This window comes from Nocardia sp. BMG51109 (assembly GCF_000526215.1).
GTDB lineage: Bacteria > Actinomycetota > Actinomycetes > Mycobacteriales > Mycobacteriaceae > Nocardia.
Map to the genome: position 1 here is coordinate 5,511,367 of NZ_JAFQ01000004.1, position 15,536 is coordinate 5,526,902.

15 protein-coding genes and 1 pseudogene are annotated in these 15,536 nt (G+C 68.0%); 9 read left to right on the forward strand and 7 right to left on the reverse strand.

All coding sequences use genetic code 11. From position 1 onward, the window contains the following. Positions 1-26: 26 nt before the first annotated feature. Positions 27-1,226, reverse strand: a complete 1,200-nt coding sequence (locus D892_RS0126385; RefSeq protein ID WP_024804112.1) for a sensor histidine kinase — start codon at positions 1,224-1,226, stop codon at positions 27-29. Between the two features lie 279 nt (positions 1,227-1,505). On the opposite strand from D892_RS0126385, the gene D892_RS0126390 reads away from it, so the two are divergent. Beyond that, positions 1,506-2,348 (forward strand): SAM-dependent methyltransferase, encoded by an 843-nt coding sequence (locus D892_RS0126390; protein WP_024804113.1) that lies wholly within the window; start codon positions 1,506-1,508, stop codon positions 2,346-2,348. A gap of 182 nt (positions 2,349-2,530) precedes the next feature. Here D892_RS0126390 and D892_RS0126395 read toward each other — a convergent pair whose 3' ends face one another. Next, positions 2,531-2,836, reverse strand: coding sequence for a hypothetical protein (locus D892_RS0126395; protein ID WP_156959689.1), 306 nt, complete (start codon positions 2,834-2,836; stop codon positions 2,531-2,533). A gap of 439 nt (positions 2,837-3,275) precedes the next feature. On the opposite strand from D892_RS0126395, the gene D892_RS0126400 reads away from it, so the two are divergent. From D892_RS0126400 to D892_RS0126410, 3 genes are all read left to right on the forward strand, one after another. Then, positions 3,276-3,509 carry a DUF397 domain-containing protein gene (locus D892_RS0126400; protein ID WP_024804115.1) on the forward strand — a complete coding sequence of 78 codons (234 nt, stop codon included), beginning with the start codon at positions 3,276-3,278 and terminating at the stop codon, positions 3,507-3,509. Between the two features lie 59 nt (positions 3,510-3,568). After that, a complete protein-coding gene (locus D892_RS0126405; RefSeq protein WP_024804116.1) occupies positions 3,569-4,465 on the forward strand; it encodes a helix-turn-helix transcriptional regulator in 897 nt (298 codons plus the stop codon). Between the two features lie 259 nt (positions 4,466-4,724). Beyond that, positions 4,725-4,961 carry a hypothetical protein gene (locus tag D892_RS0126410; protein WP_024804117.1) on the forward strand — a complete coding sequence of 79 codons (237 nt, stop codon included), beginning with the start codon at positions 4,725-4,727 and terminating at the stop codon, positions 4,959-4,961. 72 nt (positions 4,962-5,033) lie between these two features. Here the strand turns inward: D892_RS0126410 and D892_RS0126415 are convergent, their stop codons facing one another. Continuing rightward, positions 5,034-5,660, reverse strand: a complete 627-nt coding sequence (locus D892_RS0126415) for an NAD(P)H-dependent oxidoreductase (protein ID WP_024804118.1) — start codon at positions 5,658-5,660, stop codon at positions 5,034-5,036. Between the two features lie 49 nt (positions 5,661-5,709). Here D892_RS0126415 and D892_RS0126420 point away from each other — a divergent pair, with 49 nt between their 5' ends. After that, a complete protein-coding gene (locus D892_RS0126420) occupies positions 5,710-6,345 on the forward strand; it encodes a TetR/AcrR family transcriptional regulator (protein WP_051499177.1) in 636 nt (211 codons plus the stop codon). A gap of 85 nt (positions 6,346-6,430) precedes the next feature. Beyond that, complete coding sequence (locus D892_RS0126425; protein WP_024804120.1) at positions 6,431-7,048, forward strand: dihydrofolate reductase family protein; 618 nt, start codon at positions 6,431-6,433, stop codon at positions 7,046-7,048. 135 nt (positions 7,049-7,183) lie between these two features. Here the strand turns inward: D892_RS0126425 and D892_RS0126430 are convergent, their stop codons facing one another. Continuing rightward, complete coding sequence (locus D892_RS0126430; protein WP_024804121.1) at positions 7,184-8,635, reverse strand: amidase; 1,452 nt, start codon at positions 8,633-8,635, stop codon at positions 7,184-7,186. 355 nt (positions 8,636-8,990) lie between these two features. Here D892_RS0126430 and ligA point away from each other — a divergent pair, with 355 nt between their 5' ends. Next, entirely contained in the window at positions 8,991-10,982 is a 1,992-nt protein-coding gene (ligA, locus tag D892_RS0126435) for an NAD-dependent DNA ligase LigA (RefSeq protein WP_024804122.1), read from the forward strand. Positions 10,983-11,045: 63 nt separating this feature from the next. On the opposite strand, the gene D892_RS0126440 is transcribed toward ligA, so the two are convergent. Then, positions 11,046-12,350, reverse strand: a complete 1,305-nt coding sequence (locus D892_RS0126440; RefSeq protein WP_024804123.1) for an NtaA/DmoA family FMN-dependent monooxygenase — start codon at positions 12,348-12,350, stop codon at positions 11,046-11,048. Positions 12,351-12,641: 291 nt separating this feature from the next. Further along, complete coding sequence (locus D892_RS0126450) at positions 12,642-13,580, reverse strand: class I SAM-dependent methyltransferase (RefSeq protein ID WP_024804124.1); 939 nt, start codon at positions 13,578-13,580, stop codon at positions 12,642-12,644. Positions 13,581-13,801: 221 nt separating this feature from the next. Here D892_RS0126450 and D892_RS0126455 point away from each other — a divergent pair, with 221 nt between their 5' ends. Both D892_RS0126455 and D892_RS0126460 read left to right on the forward strand, forming a co-directional pair. Beyond that, on the forward strand, positions 13,802-14,131 hold the full coding sequence (locus D892_RS0126455) for a helix-turn-helix transcriptional regulator (protein WP_024804125.1): 330 nt from the start codon (positions 13,802-13,804) through the stop codon (positions 14,129-14,131). Beyond that, on the forward strand, positions 14,131-14,874 hold the full coding sequence (locus D892_RS0126460) for a cation transporter (protein WP_024804126.1): 744 nt from the start codon (positions 14,131-14,133) through the stop codon (positions 14,872-14,874). The genes D892_RS0126455 and D892_RS0126460 overlap by 1 nt, the downstream gene beginning before the upstream one ends. 205 nt (positions 14,875-15,079) lie before the next feature. On the opposite strand, the pseudogene D892_RS48785 reads toward D892_RS0126460, so the two are convergent. Continuing rightward, a pseudogene (locus D892_RS48785) lies at positions 15,080-15,169 on the reverse strand (methyltransferase domain-containing selenoprotein MduS); the annotation flags it as partial. Positions 15,170-15,536: the final 367 nt, after the last annotated feature.

Consider the following 15,536-nt stretch of genomic DNA (forward strand, 5'->3'; position numbering starts at 1 on the left):
CTCACCCATCGTAGGTCGGCAGCGGATCAGGCCCTGACGCCCGGGCGAAATTTCGGTACGCGCAGGTTCACCTTGGTCCCGGCGCCCGGAGCGGTTTCCACGATCAGGCCGTAGTCGTCGCCGAACGCCGCGCGCAGGCGATCGTCGACGTTGGTCAGTCCGACGTGTGCGGACTCGTCGGGTCGGGCAGGCCCGGGGCCGGTGTCGACCGTGTCGAGAACACCGGATCGCAACAGCTCGGGATCCATGCCCACGCCGTCGTCCTCGACGCTGATGACGCAGTCGGTGCCCGCGTCGTCGGCGACGATACTCACCGTGCCGCCGCCCCGCCTGCCCGCCAATCCGTGCCGGACCGCGTTCTCCACCAGCGGCTGCAACGCCAGAAAGGGCAGCACCACACCCAGTACCTCCGGTGCGACCTGTAGCCGAACCTGCAACGCGTCGCCGAAGCGGGCACGCTCCAACGCCAGATAGCGCTCGATATTGCGCAGCTCATCTGCCAGAACGGTGAATTCGCCGGCCGTGCGGAACGAGTACCGCGTGAAATCGGCGAACTCGAGGATCAGCTCACGGGCGCGGTCCGGGTCGGTGCGCACGAACGAGGCGATGGTGTTGAGCGCGTTGTAGATGAAATGCGGGCTGATCTGGGCCCGCAGCGCCCGCACCTCGGCCCGGTCCAACCGCGCCCGCGACGCATCCAGCTCGGCCAGCTCCAGCTGACCGCACGCATACCGGGCGACGTCCGACAGCGCGCCGAGCCGCCCCGGCCCCGGCGGTCCGATGATCACGACGCCCAACGCCCCGGCCACACCCGTACCGTCGATGACCAGCGGCTGAGCTATCAGGGTCCGGCCTGCTTGTTCGCTGTTGCCTTTCCCTCGGACGAGCACCGCCCGGCCGCCCGAGATGGCGCGCTCGGCGGCCTCGGAGAAAGCGGCGGCGAGATCGGCATGGGGTCCCTCCCACGCCAGCACGGCGCCGTCGGCGTCCGCGATCCCCAGTGCCTCGCCCCCGGTGAGCGTCCGCAGATGCGGTGCCGCGGCGCGCGCCGACTCCTCGGTGAGCCCCCGCCGCAGGGGCACCGCCGCCAGCGAGGCCGTATGTAGCGCCGAATGCACGGCGCGCTCGGCGGGCGTGGTGACCACGCGCCGCGTGCGCAACCACAGCATGAGGACACCACAGGTCACTACCGCCGCGGCGAGGATCGCGAGAAGTGTGCTCGTCATCGTGCCGGCACCCGGCGACCGAGCTGCGGAGACGTCATCGGCCGATTATCGCGCCCGGCTCACCGCACCATCACACACCGGCCGCATTCGAACGGCTACCGGCATGCGACAGACCTCTGGTCGAGTACCGGGTCACGGCACGACACCGAGCGCGAGCTGCTGGGAACCGCGCTGGTGGACTTCCGGGCGGGCGGCCGTTCCGGCCGGTTGATCCGCCAACGCTCGTACTGAAAGGTGCAGCAGCACAACGTTTCCGCCGGAGTGGCTAGGCTGTCCGGTGTGAACGATTCCCGGCGCACCGATCCGAGCACACAGAACCTGGCCATCGATCGTCCGACCCCCGCCCGCATGTACGACTACTTCCTGGGCGGCAAGGACCACTACGACATCGATCGCGACGCCGCAGAGCAGGTCAAGGCCGCACTGCCCAATACTCGCGACATCGTCTGGGAGAACAGGTATTTCCTGCAACGTGCCGTCCGGTACCTGGCCGAGGCGGGAATCGACCAGTTCATCGACCTGGGCACCGGCCTGCCGACCAAGGGCAATGTGCACGAGATCGCCCAGGCCATCACGCCGCAGGCGCGTGTGGTCTACGTCGACAACGACCCGATCGTGCTCAGTCACGGGCGCGCCCTGCTGGCCACCAATCCGAATACCACCGTCATCACCGCCGACATCCGCGAGCCCGACAGCATCCTCGGACACCCGGACCTGCAGGCGCTGATCGATTTCACCCGCCCGTGCGCCATCCTGTTCGTCGCGATCATGCACTTCATTCCCGACGAGGCCGACCCCTACCGTGCGATCGCAGCGTTCCGCGACGTCCTGGCCCCCGGCAGCTACCTGACACTGTCCCATCTGACATCCGACATCGTCCCCGCGGACCAGGTCCAGCGCGTGGTCGACGTGTACAAGGCGGCGACCTCCCCGATCGTCTTCCGCTCCGGCCCGCAGATCGAGCGCATGTTCGACGGGTTCCACCTGGCGGCTCCCGGCCTGGTCCACCCATGGCAATGGCAGCCCTGGCTGAAATCACAGTACGAGAACGAAGAGATGCGCACCGACTGGCTGTGGGCCGCAGTCGGACGCAATACCCCGCTCCCGGACACCCCGGCCTGACCAGGCGCCGAGCATGAAGGGCGGCCTCGGCGCGCGACAGGGAAACTTGTCGATCCGCAACTCCGGGGCCCGACCGGCTCGTCCTGGCGGTCAGGTCGGCGGCGGCGATACCGGCTGCCCCAACAGCGCGACACACCCGCCGCGGGCGTGGCCGATGACGGCCCGGCAGGGATTCGACAGACCTACGCCCGGGTTTGGCTGGTATCGAGCAGGGCCGTCCAGAACTCGTGTTGTACCGCATCCCACAGGTCCTGATGCTGCGGCAACACCTCACGGGCATCGGCGAGATCCAGCGAACCCGTGTCTCCGGCGAAGACGATCATGCCACGTTGCGCCAGTGGCAACAGCTTATCGGGCCACTGCACCGCGGGGCTCGAGTCGCCGAGCAGCAATACGCGCTGAATCCACGGCCGCCGCCGCGTCAGCGACCAGTCCGCGACTTTCCTCCCGTCGGCGGTTGTCGTCGTACGCAGTCCTTTTCGCTTCATTCGGCCTGTCCCGCAGCTAGTGGCTCCCGGTGCGGGAGGACGCTGCACTCCCGCACCGGAAAGACTCGGGCTCCCGCATGCCGAGTGGAATCGGTATTCCCCCAACACCATTCACCGGCAACGGGAAATCGGGCCGCAGCAACAGAACCCAGAATGCCTGCCGCCTCGCGGCCTCGGACCGGCAACGAGACACTCGGGGCAGGTAACGCGTCGACCGCTCGTCCGGCGAGGCCCCTCATCCCGCTTCCTCCTGTCGCAGAACAGTACTCGGCCGCCCACCCGTATCGGGCGTGTCCGATTGACGACAGTGTTCCAAACTCGGGGCGCAGATGCAACGGCAGCTGCATCTGCACCTGCGAACGGACATGCAACTGCACGTGCGACTGCATGTACAGTGTTACCGCGAGTCTCATTCATCGATAGGAACTGTGAGAGTGTCATGTCCGATCCCACCGCCGAGCCCCCGTTAGAGCGGAGTGAAATCGCCTGGCGGAAAAGCTCATACAGTGGTCCGCACGGCAATTGTGTTGAGCTGGCCCGGCTTTCCGGCGACTGCATCGGAGTGCGGAACTCCCGAGATCCGCAGGGCTCCGTGCTGACCTGCACGCGTGCGGAGTTCGCCGCGTTGGTGCGCGACATCAAGAGCGGCTGCTTCGATAGCCTCATGCTGTAAAGTGTTGCGGTGGTGCCTCCACGAGGCTGCGGATTCTTTACTACACGGGAGTCGACTCGATGACAGCCAGGGCCGATCGTGACAGCAGCGTGGTGCCCCACGCCTTCGCCGACCGCGGCCCTACCGTCCTGCGAATCGCGCTCGGGGGGCAGCTACGGAAGCTGCGTGAGGAACGCGAGATCACCCGCCAGGCCGCCGGCGACGCACTGCGCGCGTCCGAAACCAAGATCACCCGACTCGAGTTGGGGCAGACGGGGTTCAAAGAACGCGACATGAGCGACCTGCTCACGCTGTACGGGGTGCACGACGCCGACGAGCGCGACCGGTTCCTGGCTCTGGCTCGCCAAGCCAACCGGCCGGGCTGGTGGCACCGCTACAGCGACCTTCTACCCTCCTGGTTCGAAACCTACGTCGGCCTCGAACAGGCCGCCCTCGGCATCCGCATCTACGAAACCCACTACATCCCAGGCATTTTCCAGACCGCCGACTACGCCCGCTACATCTTCGGTCTCGACTCACGCGAGGACGCCCAGCGCCTGGTCGACATGCGGATGCGGCGCCAGCGCATACTCACCCGAACACCCAACCCGCCCACCGTGTGGGCGGTCATCGACGAGCACGTGCTGCGCAGGCAGCCGCCCGACCCGCGGGTAGCCCGCAATCAACTCCGGCATCTGCTCGAGCTGATCGAACAGCCCAACATCACCGTGCAGGTGCTCCCGGAAACCGCCGGCCCCACCCCGGCCGAAGGCGGTTCCTTCAGCATGCTGCGCTTCCCCGAAGAAGAACTGCCCGACGTCGTCTACCTCGAACAACTCACCGGCGCACTCTATCTCGACAAACACGCCGACCTACAGCGCTACCGGAAACTGATGGACATCCTGTGCGCAGGCTACGCCCAACCCCCCGAACAAACCCCTCTCTTCCTCCACAAGCTCCTCGACACCCTCACCTAGTGTCCTGATTCCCGGTTCCCGCGTGGCAACCTCGCCGCGCTCGCACCCCAACGGGCCATTTCGGACATTCTCGCTATCGCGATATCAAACCGGCCAACATCCTGCTCGCCGCCGTCGACGTCGGCCGCGCAGAACGCGCCGTACTCACCGATTTCGGTACCGCCCGGATGGATGCGGCCACGAAGATCACCGTCACCGGAGCGTTCACCGCGACTCCGCGGCCAGCGGCATCCTGCTGGCCGACCAGTTCAGCTCGCGGGTGTGGAAGCTCGCCGAACACCGGTCACAGCAGATCGGCGCGCTGGGCCGGGTCGGCGCGAGCTGGTTGTCGACGGTCGATGGCCCACTCGGCTGGCCGGCCGGCCACGGCTGGACCGCAGAGACCGTCGACTTCAACCGCGTTGCTGCCGAACTGGGGCGCGACACACCGGCGGTCGCCGACAACTCGGATGGCGCACCGGCGGTCTGGCTGGCCGCCGCCGAACGGCGGCGGTGAGCACGTTGTGGCTGGTCGCCGGCCTGACCACCCTCGTGCTGTACGTCGTCCGCGTGATGAAAAGACGTCGAACTACCCGGCAACCGGATACACCACCGTGCCCGCCCGGCCACTCGGCCCACGAATGGCTCCGCTGATGGTCCGCACCGCGCGGTCGACGCTCTGCGCTGTGGCCTCGGCGGAATCCTGCTCGGACTCGTAGATGAACGCTGTGGCGCCGCGTCGGCTGCCGCAGTAGTCGACGATTCCGTGCTCGATCTGCGTCCGTAGTGCTCTCTCGTACCCGTGACGCTCGTACACGCCGGAGTCGACGCCGGCGATCGGCAGAAGATGCGTGGTGAGCGCCTGGAGTTTCGGTCGCAGGCCCGAAGCCGGGGAGTACTCGAAGGCCCAGCCGTTGATGAAGACACGGTCGATCCACCCCTTCAGCTGGGCGGGCATCGACCACCAGTACACGGGGAAGATCAATACGAGGTCGGTGGCACGTTCGAGACGACGGTGCTCATTGATGATTTCGGCCGGATAGTCGCCGCCGTGGTATGCCCGGCGATCGGCCGGGCTGAACGTGGGGTCGAACCGTTCCTCGGACAGGTCGGCGACCTCGACCGACGCCGGATGGAGTGCTGCCTCGACTCTGTCGAGCACGTGGTGTGTCAGGGACCGGGGGTCCGGGTTCGTGGCGACCAGCAAGGTGTGCATCGACAAGTTCCGTCCGCTCGAAGAGTAACCTACTACTAGTAGGTTACCTATGAGTGAGAGACTGCTGGACATGACCGGGCGAAGACTCTCCAGCGCCGACCGGCGAGCCCAGCTCGTCGGCATTGCCCGCGACGTCATCGCCGCCGAAGGTACCGACGCGCTGACGCTCGCATACCTGGCCGGCAGGGCAGGGATCTCCAAGCCCGTCGTCTACGATCACTTCTCCTCGCGCTCGGCGCTGCTGCTGTCGCTGTATGAGGACTTCGACCATCGGCACATCGCTGATCTGCGTGCGGCGATAGCGCGCACCCCGCTGGATCTGCGGCAGCGGGTCGAAGCGATTGCGACGGCTCATATTGCGTGCGTGGTCGCCCAAGGCGCCGAACTCGGTGGAGTGGTGGCCGCACTGGTCGGCACACCGGACCTCGAGAGTGCCAGGCGGGAATCCGAACGCCGCTACGTAGAGATCTGCCGGCAAGGCATACGAAGCGCCGACGGCGCCGCGGACCTCGACGAGGAAGCAGCGATCGCATTCATAGGCGCGGCGGATGCACTCGGCCATGCGGCCGCTCGCGGAACGATCAGTCCTGACAGCGCCCGATCGACCCTCACCACCGTGCTGCTCAGCCTGGTCACCTGCTCCGACCGAAGGACTCGACAGGTGCGCCGCCGTCCTGCCGGGTGATGGCATGGATCCCTGGCGGCGCGCACGGGGTGGGCAGCCGTCCTGCCGTACCATCCGTGCCGACCGATCAACGAAGGACCAACTCTTGCGCAAGCTCGTGTACTTCATCGCCTCGACTCTGGACGGTTTCATCGCCGGTCCCGACGGCTCCGACCCCACTGGTCCCGGCGGCTTCTGGGCCCCGTCCGCTGACTACGTGCAGCACCTCATCGACGAGTACCCCGAGACCCTGCCGGGCCCGGCCCGGGCCGCGCTCGGTGTCACCGCCGAAGGCGTCCACTTCGACACCGTCGTCGAGGGCCGCAAAAGCTATGAGGTCGGCCTCGCGGCCGGCGTAACCGACGCTTACGCCCACCTCGAGCACCTGGTCTTCTCCCGCACGCTGACCGAAAGCCCGGACCCCGGAATCGAACTCGTCGCCGACGACCCGGTAGCGGCGGTACGGGAGCTGAAACGCGATGGCGGCAAAGACATCTGGCTCGTCGGCGGCGGGGAACTGGCCGGCGCACTCTACGGCGAGATCGACCGCATGATCGTCAAACTCAGCCCGCTCACCATCGGCACCGGCATACCCCTCTTCGGACGGAACGCGGCCTTCGCGCCCAACGCCTGGAGGCTCATCGACCACACCGTCCTCGAGAGCGGCGCGGCCTTCCTCACCTACGACCGGGTCCTCGGCACGCCGCAGTCCTCCAGCACGTAGACGCGGGAGGATCGGATCACCCGTGGAGGATTCACGTCGTTGCCTCCCGTACCGGGCCGGCCCCGACCGCGACTTCACCCTCCCCGGGAGCACGTTCTTCCGGGGCGGCTTCGGCTCCGAACCGAAGTTCGCGCCCTACCTGGGTATCTCGAAGCCGCCGATGTTCTGCTCGAGCAGTTCGGCCAGCCGCAGCGGCGTGCGGTCCTCGAACATCGGGCCGATCAGCTGCACCCCCACCGGCAGGCCTTCGGGGGACCGGCCCGCGGGTATGGCGGTGGCGGGAAGGCCGGGCATGGTCGCCACACCGGGCCAGACCATCTGGTCGCCGTATGGGTACGCGACGCCGTCGGTGTCGATTCGCTGTTCCCGCGCGTCGGGGGTGTGGTCGTGTGGGAACGCGGGAGTCGGCGTGATCGGGCACACCACGGCGTCGAACTCGGCGAAGAGCTGCCGCCAGCCGTGGCGGTGCAGCTCGCGACGGTTGTTGGCCTCGATCCAGTCGCGGTGACTGAACACCGTGCCACGCAACCATGCCGCGTCGCGGCTCCGGTCCTCGGCGTCGAGTCCGGCCGCGGCGGCCCGCAGCTGTTCGTATCTCTCCGCGGGAAAACTCGCGGCGACGCTCGAAACCATCAACTGCGTGTAGAGCGTGGCGGCCTCGGTCAGGTCGGGCAACAGTGGACTGTGCCGTTCGACGCGGGCGCCGGCGGCGGCGAGCGCATCGGCGACGCGGTTCACCGCGGCCCGCACGGCGGAACCGGTGGGAAGGAGCGGATGCTCGTCGAGGACCAGGACCCGGAAGTCGCGGAGCTCTAGATGACGCGCGGCCGGCAGCGCCAGGTCGAACGCGACGCCGAGGGTCAGGGGATCCGGGCCCGCCATCACGTCCAGCAGCAGCGTGAGGTCGCGAGCGGTTCGGGCCATCGGGCCGACGACGGCGAGGTCGCCTTCGGCCGGCAAGGCCGGCGCGGGCGGCGGGACCATACCGCGTGCCGCCACCAGCCCGAAGGTCGGTTTGTGTGCGTAGATGCCGCAGAAATGCGCGGGTGTGCGCAACGAACCCGCGAGGTCGGAGCCGAGGGACAGCGCGCCGAATCCGGCCGCCAGGGCCGCCGCCGATCCACCGGAGGATCCGCCCGGCGTGCGATCGAGATCCCACGGGTTGTTGGTGGTGCCGTAGATCTCGTTGAAGGTCTGCCAATCCTTCAGCATCAACGGCACATTGGTCTTACCGAGCACCACGGCGCCGGCCGCCTTCAACCGCGCCACCTGCACCGCGTCCTCGGTCGGCACATAGTCCTCGTACTGCGGCATACCCCAGGTAGTGGGCAGCCCGGCGATGTTGTAGGACTCTTTGACCGTCACCGGAATTCCGAGTAGCGGCCGGTCCTCGCCGCGGGCGCGCGCCTCGTCGGCCCGGCGTGCGGCGGCCCGCGCACGGTCGAAGTCCGGCACGCAGATCGCGTTGATCGCCTTGTCGTCCCGCTCGATACGAGCGATCGTCTCCTCGGTCAGCTCCACCGAGCTCACTTCACCAGCGCGCAACGCAGCCGAAAGCGCTTCGGCCGACCGATAACTCCAGTCCATGCATCCGACGCTATCGGCCCGCCGGACTGGGCATAAAATGCCAGTTCGCGCAACAGATTCGAGAGTTCCGTGCTCGTCCGGCGCAGCGAGGCACCGGCAGGGAGGCGGGCTCGGTCCACCGGGGCGAACCCGAGGTGCGGCAGGGCCGTGTAGCGGTGGGTTCGTCGCCGCACACGTCGTTCTCGTCGGCTTGTGGCCGGTGACCATCGCGGTGGTGGCCGCTCGTCGGTGGCTCCGACTGCGGCACACGCCGGAACCCGACGCAGCAACAGGCTCGACTGTCCCCTCGGAACCGTTGTGGGCGGATACGTGGTGTCGCCTGGGGTGTCGGTGGGTTTCGGTAGCGTCACGTGCTGTGGAGACTGGGGAACGTATCCGGGAGCTCGCGGACCGTGTCGTGGCGCTGCGCGATGCCTACTATCGGGGCTCGCCGCTGGTCGCGGACGCCGAGTACGACGCGATCGAAGACGAGCTGCGTGGTCTGGTCGAGGCGCACCCCGACCTCACGCCGGACCCGAATCCGCTGGAGCAGGTCGGCGCGCCCGCGGTGCTGCACGCCCCGATCCGGCACTCGCGTCCGATGTTGTCGCTCGAGAAGGCCACCGAGCCGGAGCAGGTCGTGGCGTTCTTCGGCCGTTTTCCCGGCCAGTCGGTGGTGGTGATGCCGAAGCTCGACGGGTTGTCGCTGGCGTTGGTGTTCGAGGAGGGCCGGCTGGTGCGTGCCGTGACCCGGGGTGACGGCAGCACCGGTGACGATGTGACGGTGCTGGTCCGCGCGTTGGTCGATGGCGTTCCCGAGCGGATCGGCGTCCCGGGGCGGGTGGAGGTGCGTGGTGAGGCGGTGATGCTGCGTTCGACCTTCGCTGCCTACAACACCACGCACCCGGACAAGCCGCTGATCAATCCGCGCAACGCCGCAGCGGGCACGCTGCGCGCGAAGGATCCGGCCACGGTGTCCGAGCGCCGCTTGCAGTTCTTCGGCTTCGACCTGGAAGCCTCTGCGGGCGGTGCGGCGGTCGACCTGCAGGAGGGGCTGCGGGCGTTGGGGATCGAAGGTGCGCACATGTGGCACTGTGCCGACGCGGAGCGGGCGCAGGCGGCGATCGCCGCGATCGAGCAGGGCCGCAACGAGCTGGATTACGACATCGACGGCGCCGTGCTGCGGCTGGCCGATCGTGATGCCTACGCGGCGGCCGGGACTCGGTCGAGTTCCCCGCGGGGTGCGCTGGCGTTCAAGTTCGCCGCTGAGGAGAAGACCACGGTGCTGGCCGAGGTGGTGTGGGACGTCGGCAAGACGGGCAAGATCGTTCCGGTCGCGTGGCTGGAGCCGGTGTTCGTGGGCGGCACGACGGTCACGAAGGCGACACTGGCCAACCAGGAGGTGATCCGCGCCCGCGACATCAAGGTCGGTGACACGGTACTGGTGCGGCGCGCGGGCGACGTGATCCCGTTCGTGGCCGGTGTGCTCGATGCTTCCCGGCGCACGGGCGAGGAGCGTGAGATCGTGCCGCCCGCCGTCTGCCCGTCGTGCGGGCAGCCGGTGACCGAGCAGGGCAACAGCCGGGAACTGTTCTGCACCAACGTCTCCTGTCCGGCGCAGACGGTGCGGAGGCTGATCCACTGGGCGTCGCGGGCCGCGGCGGATATCGACGCCATCGGGCAGGTGTGGATAGAACGCCTGGCCGAGGCGGGCATCCTGGAGAACCCGTCGGACTTCTACACGCTGACCAGGGAGCGCCTGCTCGAGTTCGACCGGATCGGCGAGGTGTCGGCCGCCCGCATGATCGACTCGATCGAGGCGAGTCGCCGGGTCGGCCTGCGCCGCGCGTTGATCGGCCTGGCGATCCCGATGGCCTCCGACGGCACCGCCGCCCGCCTGGCCCGGGCGGGATTCGGTTCTCTGGAGGAGGTCGCCGACGCGGGCGAGGAACGGCTCGTGGCGGTGGAAGACATCGGACCGAAGGTCGCTGCCTCCCTGGTCGAGCACCTGACCCGCCTGCGCCCGGAACTGGAACGGCTGCGCGCGGCGGGCGTCTGTCTGGACGTGCGCGAGGAGGATCTGCCACCGGTCGTCGCGGCCGGTGCGCCCTTGGCAGGCAAGACCGTGGTGATCACCGGCGCTCTCAGCGACCCACGCTCCGGCGAGAAGGTCGCTCGCCCGACGTTCCAGCGCCTGTGTGAGAAGGCGGGCGCGACGGCAGCGTCCTCGGTGTCGGCGAACACCGACCTGCTCGTCACCGGTGCGGGGGTCGGCGAGAGCAAGCTGGCCAAGGCGGAGAAACTGGGTGTCGAGGTCGTCGACCAAGGCGAGATCTGGAACCTGTTGATCGCCGCCAAGGTTGTCTAGACCTCGGGCGCTGCCGGGGCCCGCACCGACCGAAACCCCGAGATGATCTCGGGCCGTTGCGGATCAGTCTCGGAATCGTTCACGCAGCGGGAGATCGGTGGGGGTGCTGGGATAGATGCCGCGGTCGATGAGGCGGGGCACGACCTCGTCGATGAACTCCCGGATGGCTGTCGAACCCGCTGCGAACATGAGGTTGAAACCGCCGACGTTGCCGTCGTCGTGCCAGGCCGCGAAGTCGTCGACGAGGTCGTCGTAGGTGCCTACGAATTTGCGGTGCGTCGCGCCGCCGCGGCCGACCGCCTGTGCGACGACCTCGCGCACGGTGACATCGGGGCGCTCCTGAATCCAGTTGTAGAGCCCGACGTAGTTGCCGAAGGTGCTCTTGATCGTCTCCTCGACGTCTTCCGGGCGCGGTAGCAGATGGGTGGGGAACGGCTCGGTGATGTCGTCGAGCGGAATGTCGATGCCGAACTGTCCCAGCGCGAATGGGGCGAGCGGTTCCCAATCGACGTGACTGTCCAGTTCCCGCAATTTCTCCTCGGCCTCTTGCGCGGTCCGGCCGAGGTAGGGGATGAGACCGGGGACGGCCGGAACCGAGCCCGGGGTCCGGCCCTGTTCGACGAGCGCCTTGTCCAGTGCCTCGCGGTAGGCCGCGGCGCTCGCGCGGGTGGAGGAGTTGGTGAAGACCATCTCGGCGTGTTTGGCGGCGACTGCGATACCGGGACCCGACCCGCCGGCCTGCGCGATGAGCGGCCGGTGCTGTCGGCTGGGCGCGATGTTGAGTGGTCCGGAGACCTGAAACAGGTTGCCCCGGTGGTCGATCGGTTCGGCGTGGAACCGGGTGCGGCCGTCGGGATCGCGGCGCATCGCTCGGTTGTCCCACAATGCTCGCAGGACCTGAAGGAACTCGTCGGCGCGTTGATAGCGCGCCGCGCGATCCAGATGGTCGTGCAGGCTGTAGTTCAGCGCGAACCGATCGATCACCGAGGTGACCGCGTTGTATCCGGCGCGGCCGTCGGAGACCTGGTCGAGCGAGGCCAGCAGCCGGGCCAGGTTGTACGGGTCGTAGAAGGTCGTCGACGCCGTCGCGATCAGGCCGACGTGCTCGGTGTGCTGGGAGATCGCGGTCAGTGCGGTGATGGGCTCGGCCGGTCCGCCGTCGAATGCCGGGGACCCCTGCATGCCGGGGATGTCGCCGACGAACAAGGCGGTGAACAGACCCTCGTCGCCGAACGCGCCGTACTCGAGCAGGCGCTCGAAGGTGCTGCGTTCGGGAACGCCCTGCGCCCGTTCGTATTTGTAGGCTCCCTGGTGCAAGTTGAGGTCGTTGGCTACCAGGTTCAGATGCAGATGGCGTTGCTTTGTCATGGGCGGCTCCTGTCGTGACATACCCAGGGTAGGGGCGCATTGTCCGCGCGCTACCCGTGGATCGAGCATGTCGACGAGTTCGAGGGTGATCGCGAGGATCTGGACCTCTACATCGGCATCGCTGACGAGACAGACGCCGACTCGGTGCTCGATCTCAGTGGGAACCCCAGGGGCGGAAGGCTTCCGGGCCAAGGGTAGTGCTCGGGTTGCGGTAACTGTCCGATCTCGTTGATCATGCGGCAGTCCCGGTGAATCGAGGCAGTTGCCGAATTCGTCTCGTGTGGTCGGGGCCTACATCGTCGATCGCCGCGGTCCCGGCCGTCGGCGAGTGGAGGCGTTGGCCGAGTCGAGGGCAGTGGTCGCCGGTGCCTGCCAGTGCCACAGGATCATCGATGGAACGCCGAGGTGTGCGGCGTGGGCCGCCTCCGGCGCGAGAAGGTCGAGTGACCAGGGCCAGGCTTCCCACGGGCCCGGGTCGGCGGTCCGGTCGCGGAGGGGCGAGGCAGTGACGGGCTCGTCGCAGCTCCGGATGGCTAGGCCTGCATCAATACCGGCGCGCACGTAGTCGCCGGTGCGGTGGTGGTAGGACCGCACCCGTCCGGCCGCTCCGTCGGCGCCGCGGATGGCAGGGACTCGGCTGCGCGCAACCTGTTCGGGGTGGATGTCCGCGATCACCAGATGGCCACCGGGCCGGAGCACACGGGCGAACTCGCCGAAAACGGGCGCCAGGTCCGGCACGTGGGTAAGGGCCAATGAGCACACCACCACGTCGACGCCGTCGGTCTCGACGGGTAGCTGTTGCAGCTCGCCGGGCCTGAAGTCGGCTCGCGGCAAGCGCTTTTCCGCGTGGGCGAGCATTTCCGCCGAATTGTCGACGCCGATGACCCGGTGCCCGCAGTCCGCCAGCATTGCCGCGACCCGCCCGGTGCCGCACGCGGCATCGAGCGCGACACCGTGCGGCACAGTGCCCGCGACCGCGCGAACGATCCCCTCGTCGAAATCGAACGCCGGATTATCGGGATTGTCGTAGGTCGCGGACCAGATCCGGTAGCCGTCGACGGTGCTCAGGTGTTCGACGTCCACACCCTCGAATGCGTGGTCGGCCAGTACCCGCCGGATCTCGGCGATGCGCGCGTCGACGAAGTCCCGGTCGTGTTCCCCCGCGAATGCGCGCAGCAGCGCGATCCCTTCCAGTCCCAGCACATACGCCAGCGGATGTTCATAGGCCACGGCCCGAAACTAGTTGTCGCGCTGGAGTGCAGCCACCGAATTACCGTGGGCCGGGAGACCGCGGATCAGGCCGTGAGCAGATCGTCGATCACCGTTCGGCCCTGGCATTCGGCAATCTGCCTCACGATCAGCAGGACGGGACAGTAACTCAGGGAGCCAGGGTTGGTTCCACGCACAGTCCAGATATTGATGAATACACTGGAATCTGTATTATTCGGTTGGTGGAAGCCGTGTTGCAGCGTGACGCGCTGGCCCGCTTCGGGCACGCGTTGTCGGACGCGACCCGCACTCAGATCCTGCTGAGCCTTCGTGCCGGTCCGGCGTATCCGTCGGAGCTGGCCGAGCAGATCGGGGTGTCGCGGCAGATTCTGTCGAATCACCTTGCCTGTCTTCGTGGTTGCGGCCTGGTTGTCGCGGTTCCGGAAGGGCGGCGCAGCCGCTACGAACTTGCCGACCACCGCATCGCCGCCGCCCTCGGCGACCTGCTCGGGCTGGTGCTGGCCGTCGATCCGGCCTGCTGCCCGACTGCCGACTCGGAAGGATGCTGCTGATGTCCGCGCCGCTCGGGATGCCGTCGCCCTCGGCCGTTCCGCCGGCGGGCCCGTCGGCACAGCGGCGGGCGCTGCTGGCGCGGCGGATCCGCTGGTTCGTCGCCGCCACCATCTCCTACAACGTCGTCGAGGCGAGCATCGCCCTCGCCGAAGGCGCGCGGGTGTCGTCGACCGCGTTGATCGGGTTCGGCCTGGACTCGGTGATCGAGGTGTCCTCCGCGGCGGCGGTGGCATGGCAGTTCGTCGGCCGCGACCCTGAGGCACGAGAGAAGATCGCGCTGCGGATCATCGCGTTCTCGTTCTTCGCCCTCGCCGCCTATGTCACCGTCGACTCGGTCCGCGGGCTGCTCGGCGTCGGCGAAGCCGAGCCCTCTCCGATCGGAATCGGTGTGGCCGCGGCCAGTTTGGTGATCATGCCGGTTTTGTCGGCCGCTCAGCGCCGCGCGGGACGCGAACTCGGCTCCGCGTCCGCGGTCGCCGACTCCAAACAGACCCTGCTGTGCACCTACCTGTCGGCCGTGCTGTTCATCGGACTGTTGCTCAACAGCCTGTTCGGATGGTCGTGGGCCGACCCGATCGCCGCTCTCGTGATCGCCGCGATCGCCCTCAGGGAAGGCATCAACGCCTGGCGCGGCGACACGTGCTGCCCCGCACCCGCCACGTTCGTGACCGGTGAACGACAGCGGGCCGGGCACGCCTGCGACTGCTGCGACCGACTACCTGTTCCACCTCGAACTCGCTGAGCTGCTGCGGTTTCCAGTCGGCGGCGAGGTCGTCGACGAGGCGCCGGGAGAAGAAGTGCACCGCGAATCCGCTGTGCTCGTAGCTGTCGTCGCCGTGGTCGATGCCGGCACCGTAGTGTGCGTCTCCGGTGTGGCGGACGGTGTAGAACAGGACACCGCCGGGCCGCAGTACACGCCGGATCTCCGCGACCAGGGCGCGGATCTCGGCGGTCGACAGTGCCGTGCACAGCAGCATGCGGGCATACACCGCGTCCACCGACTCGCTCGGCAGCGGCAACGACTGCCGGACGTCCACCGTCTCGGTGGTGACATCGGCGAGGCCTCGGCACGAGCGCGTAACTGCCGCAGTCCCGTCTCACTGAAATCCGTTGCGTGAACAGCGAATCCCGCTCGGGCCAGATACAGGGTGTCGCGGCCGCACCCAACTCGAGGACCCGGTGTGCTCCGGCCGCTCCGAACGCCCCGGCAGCCTGCACCGCGGTCTGCGACGGTGCCTGCCCGTATATTTCCGGGTTCGCCTCGTAGGTGGCCTGCCGATGCCGACGCTGAACCTCGCCCAGGTCGGGATCCCCGGGTTTCCACACGTCTCCGCTCGTCACGCACCCATTATCGACAGCCGCCCGCCGACCCGTGACACTGAACGGCCATCCGATGACGAGCAC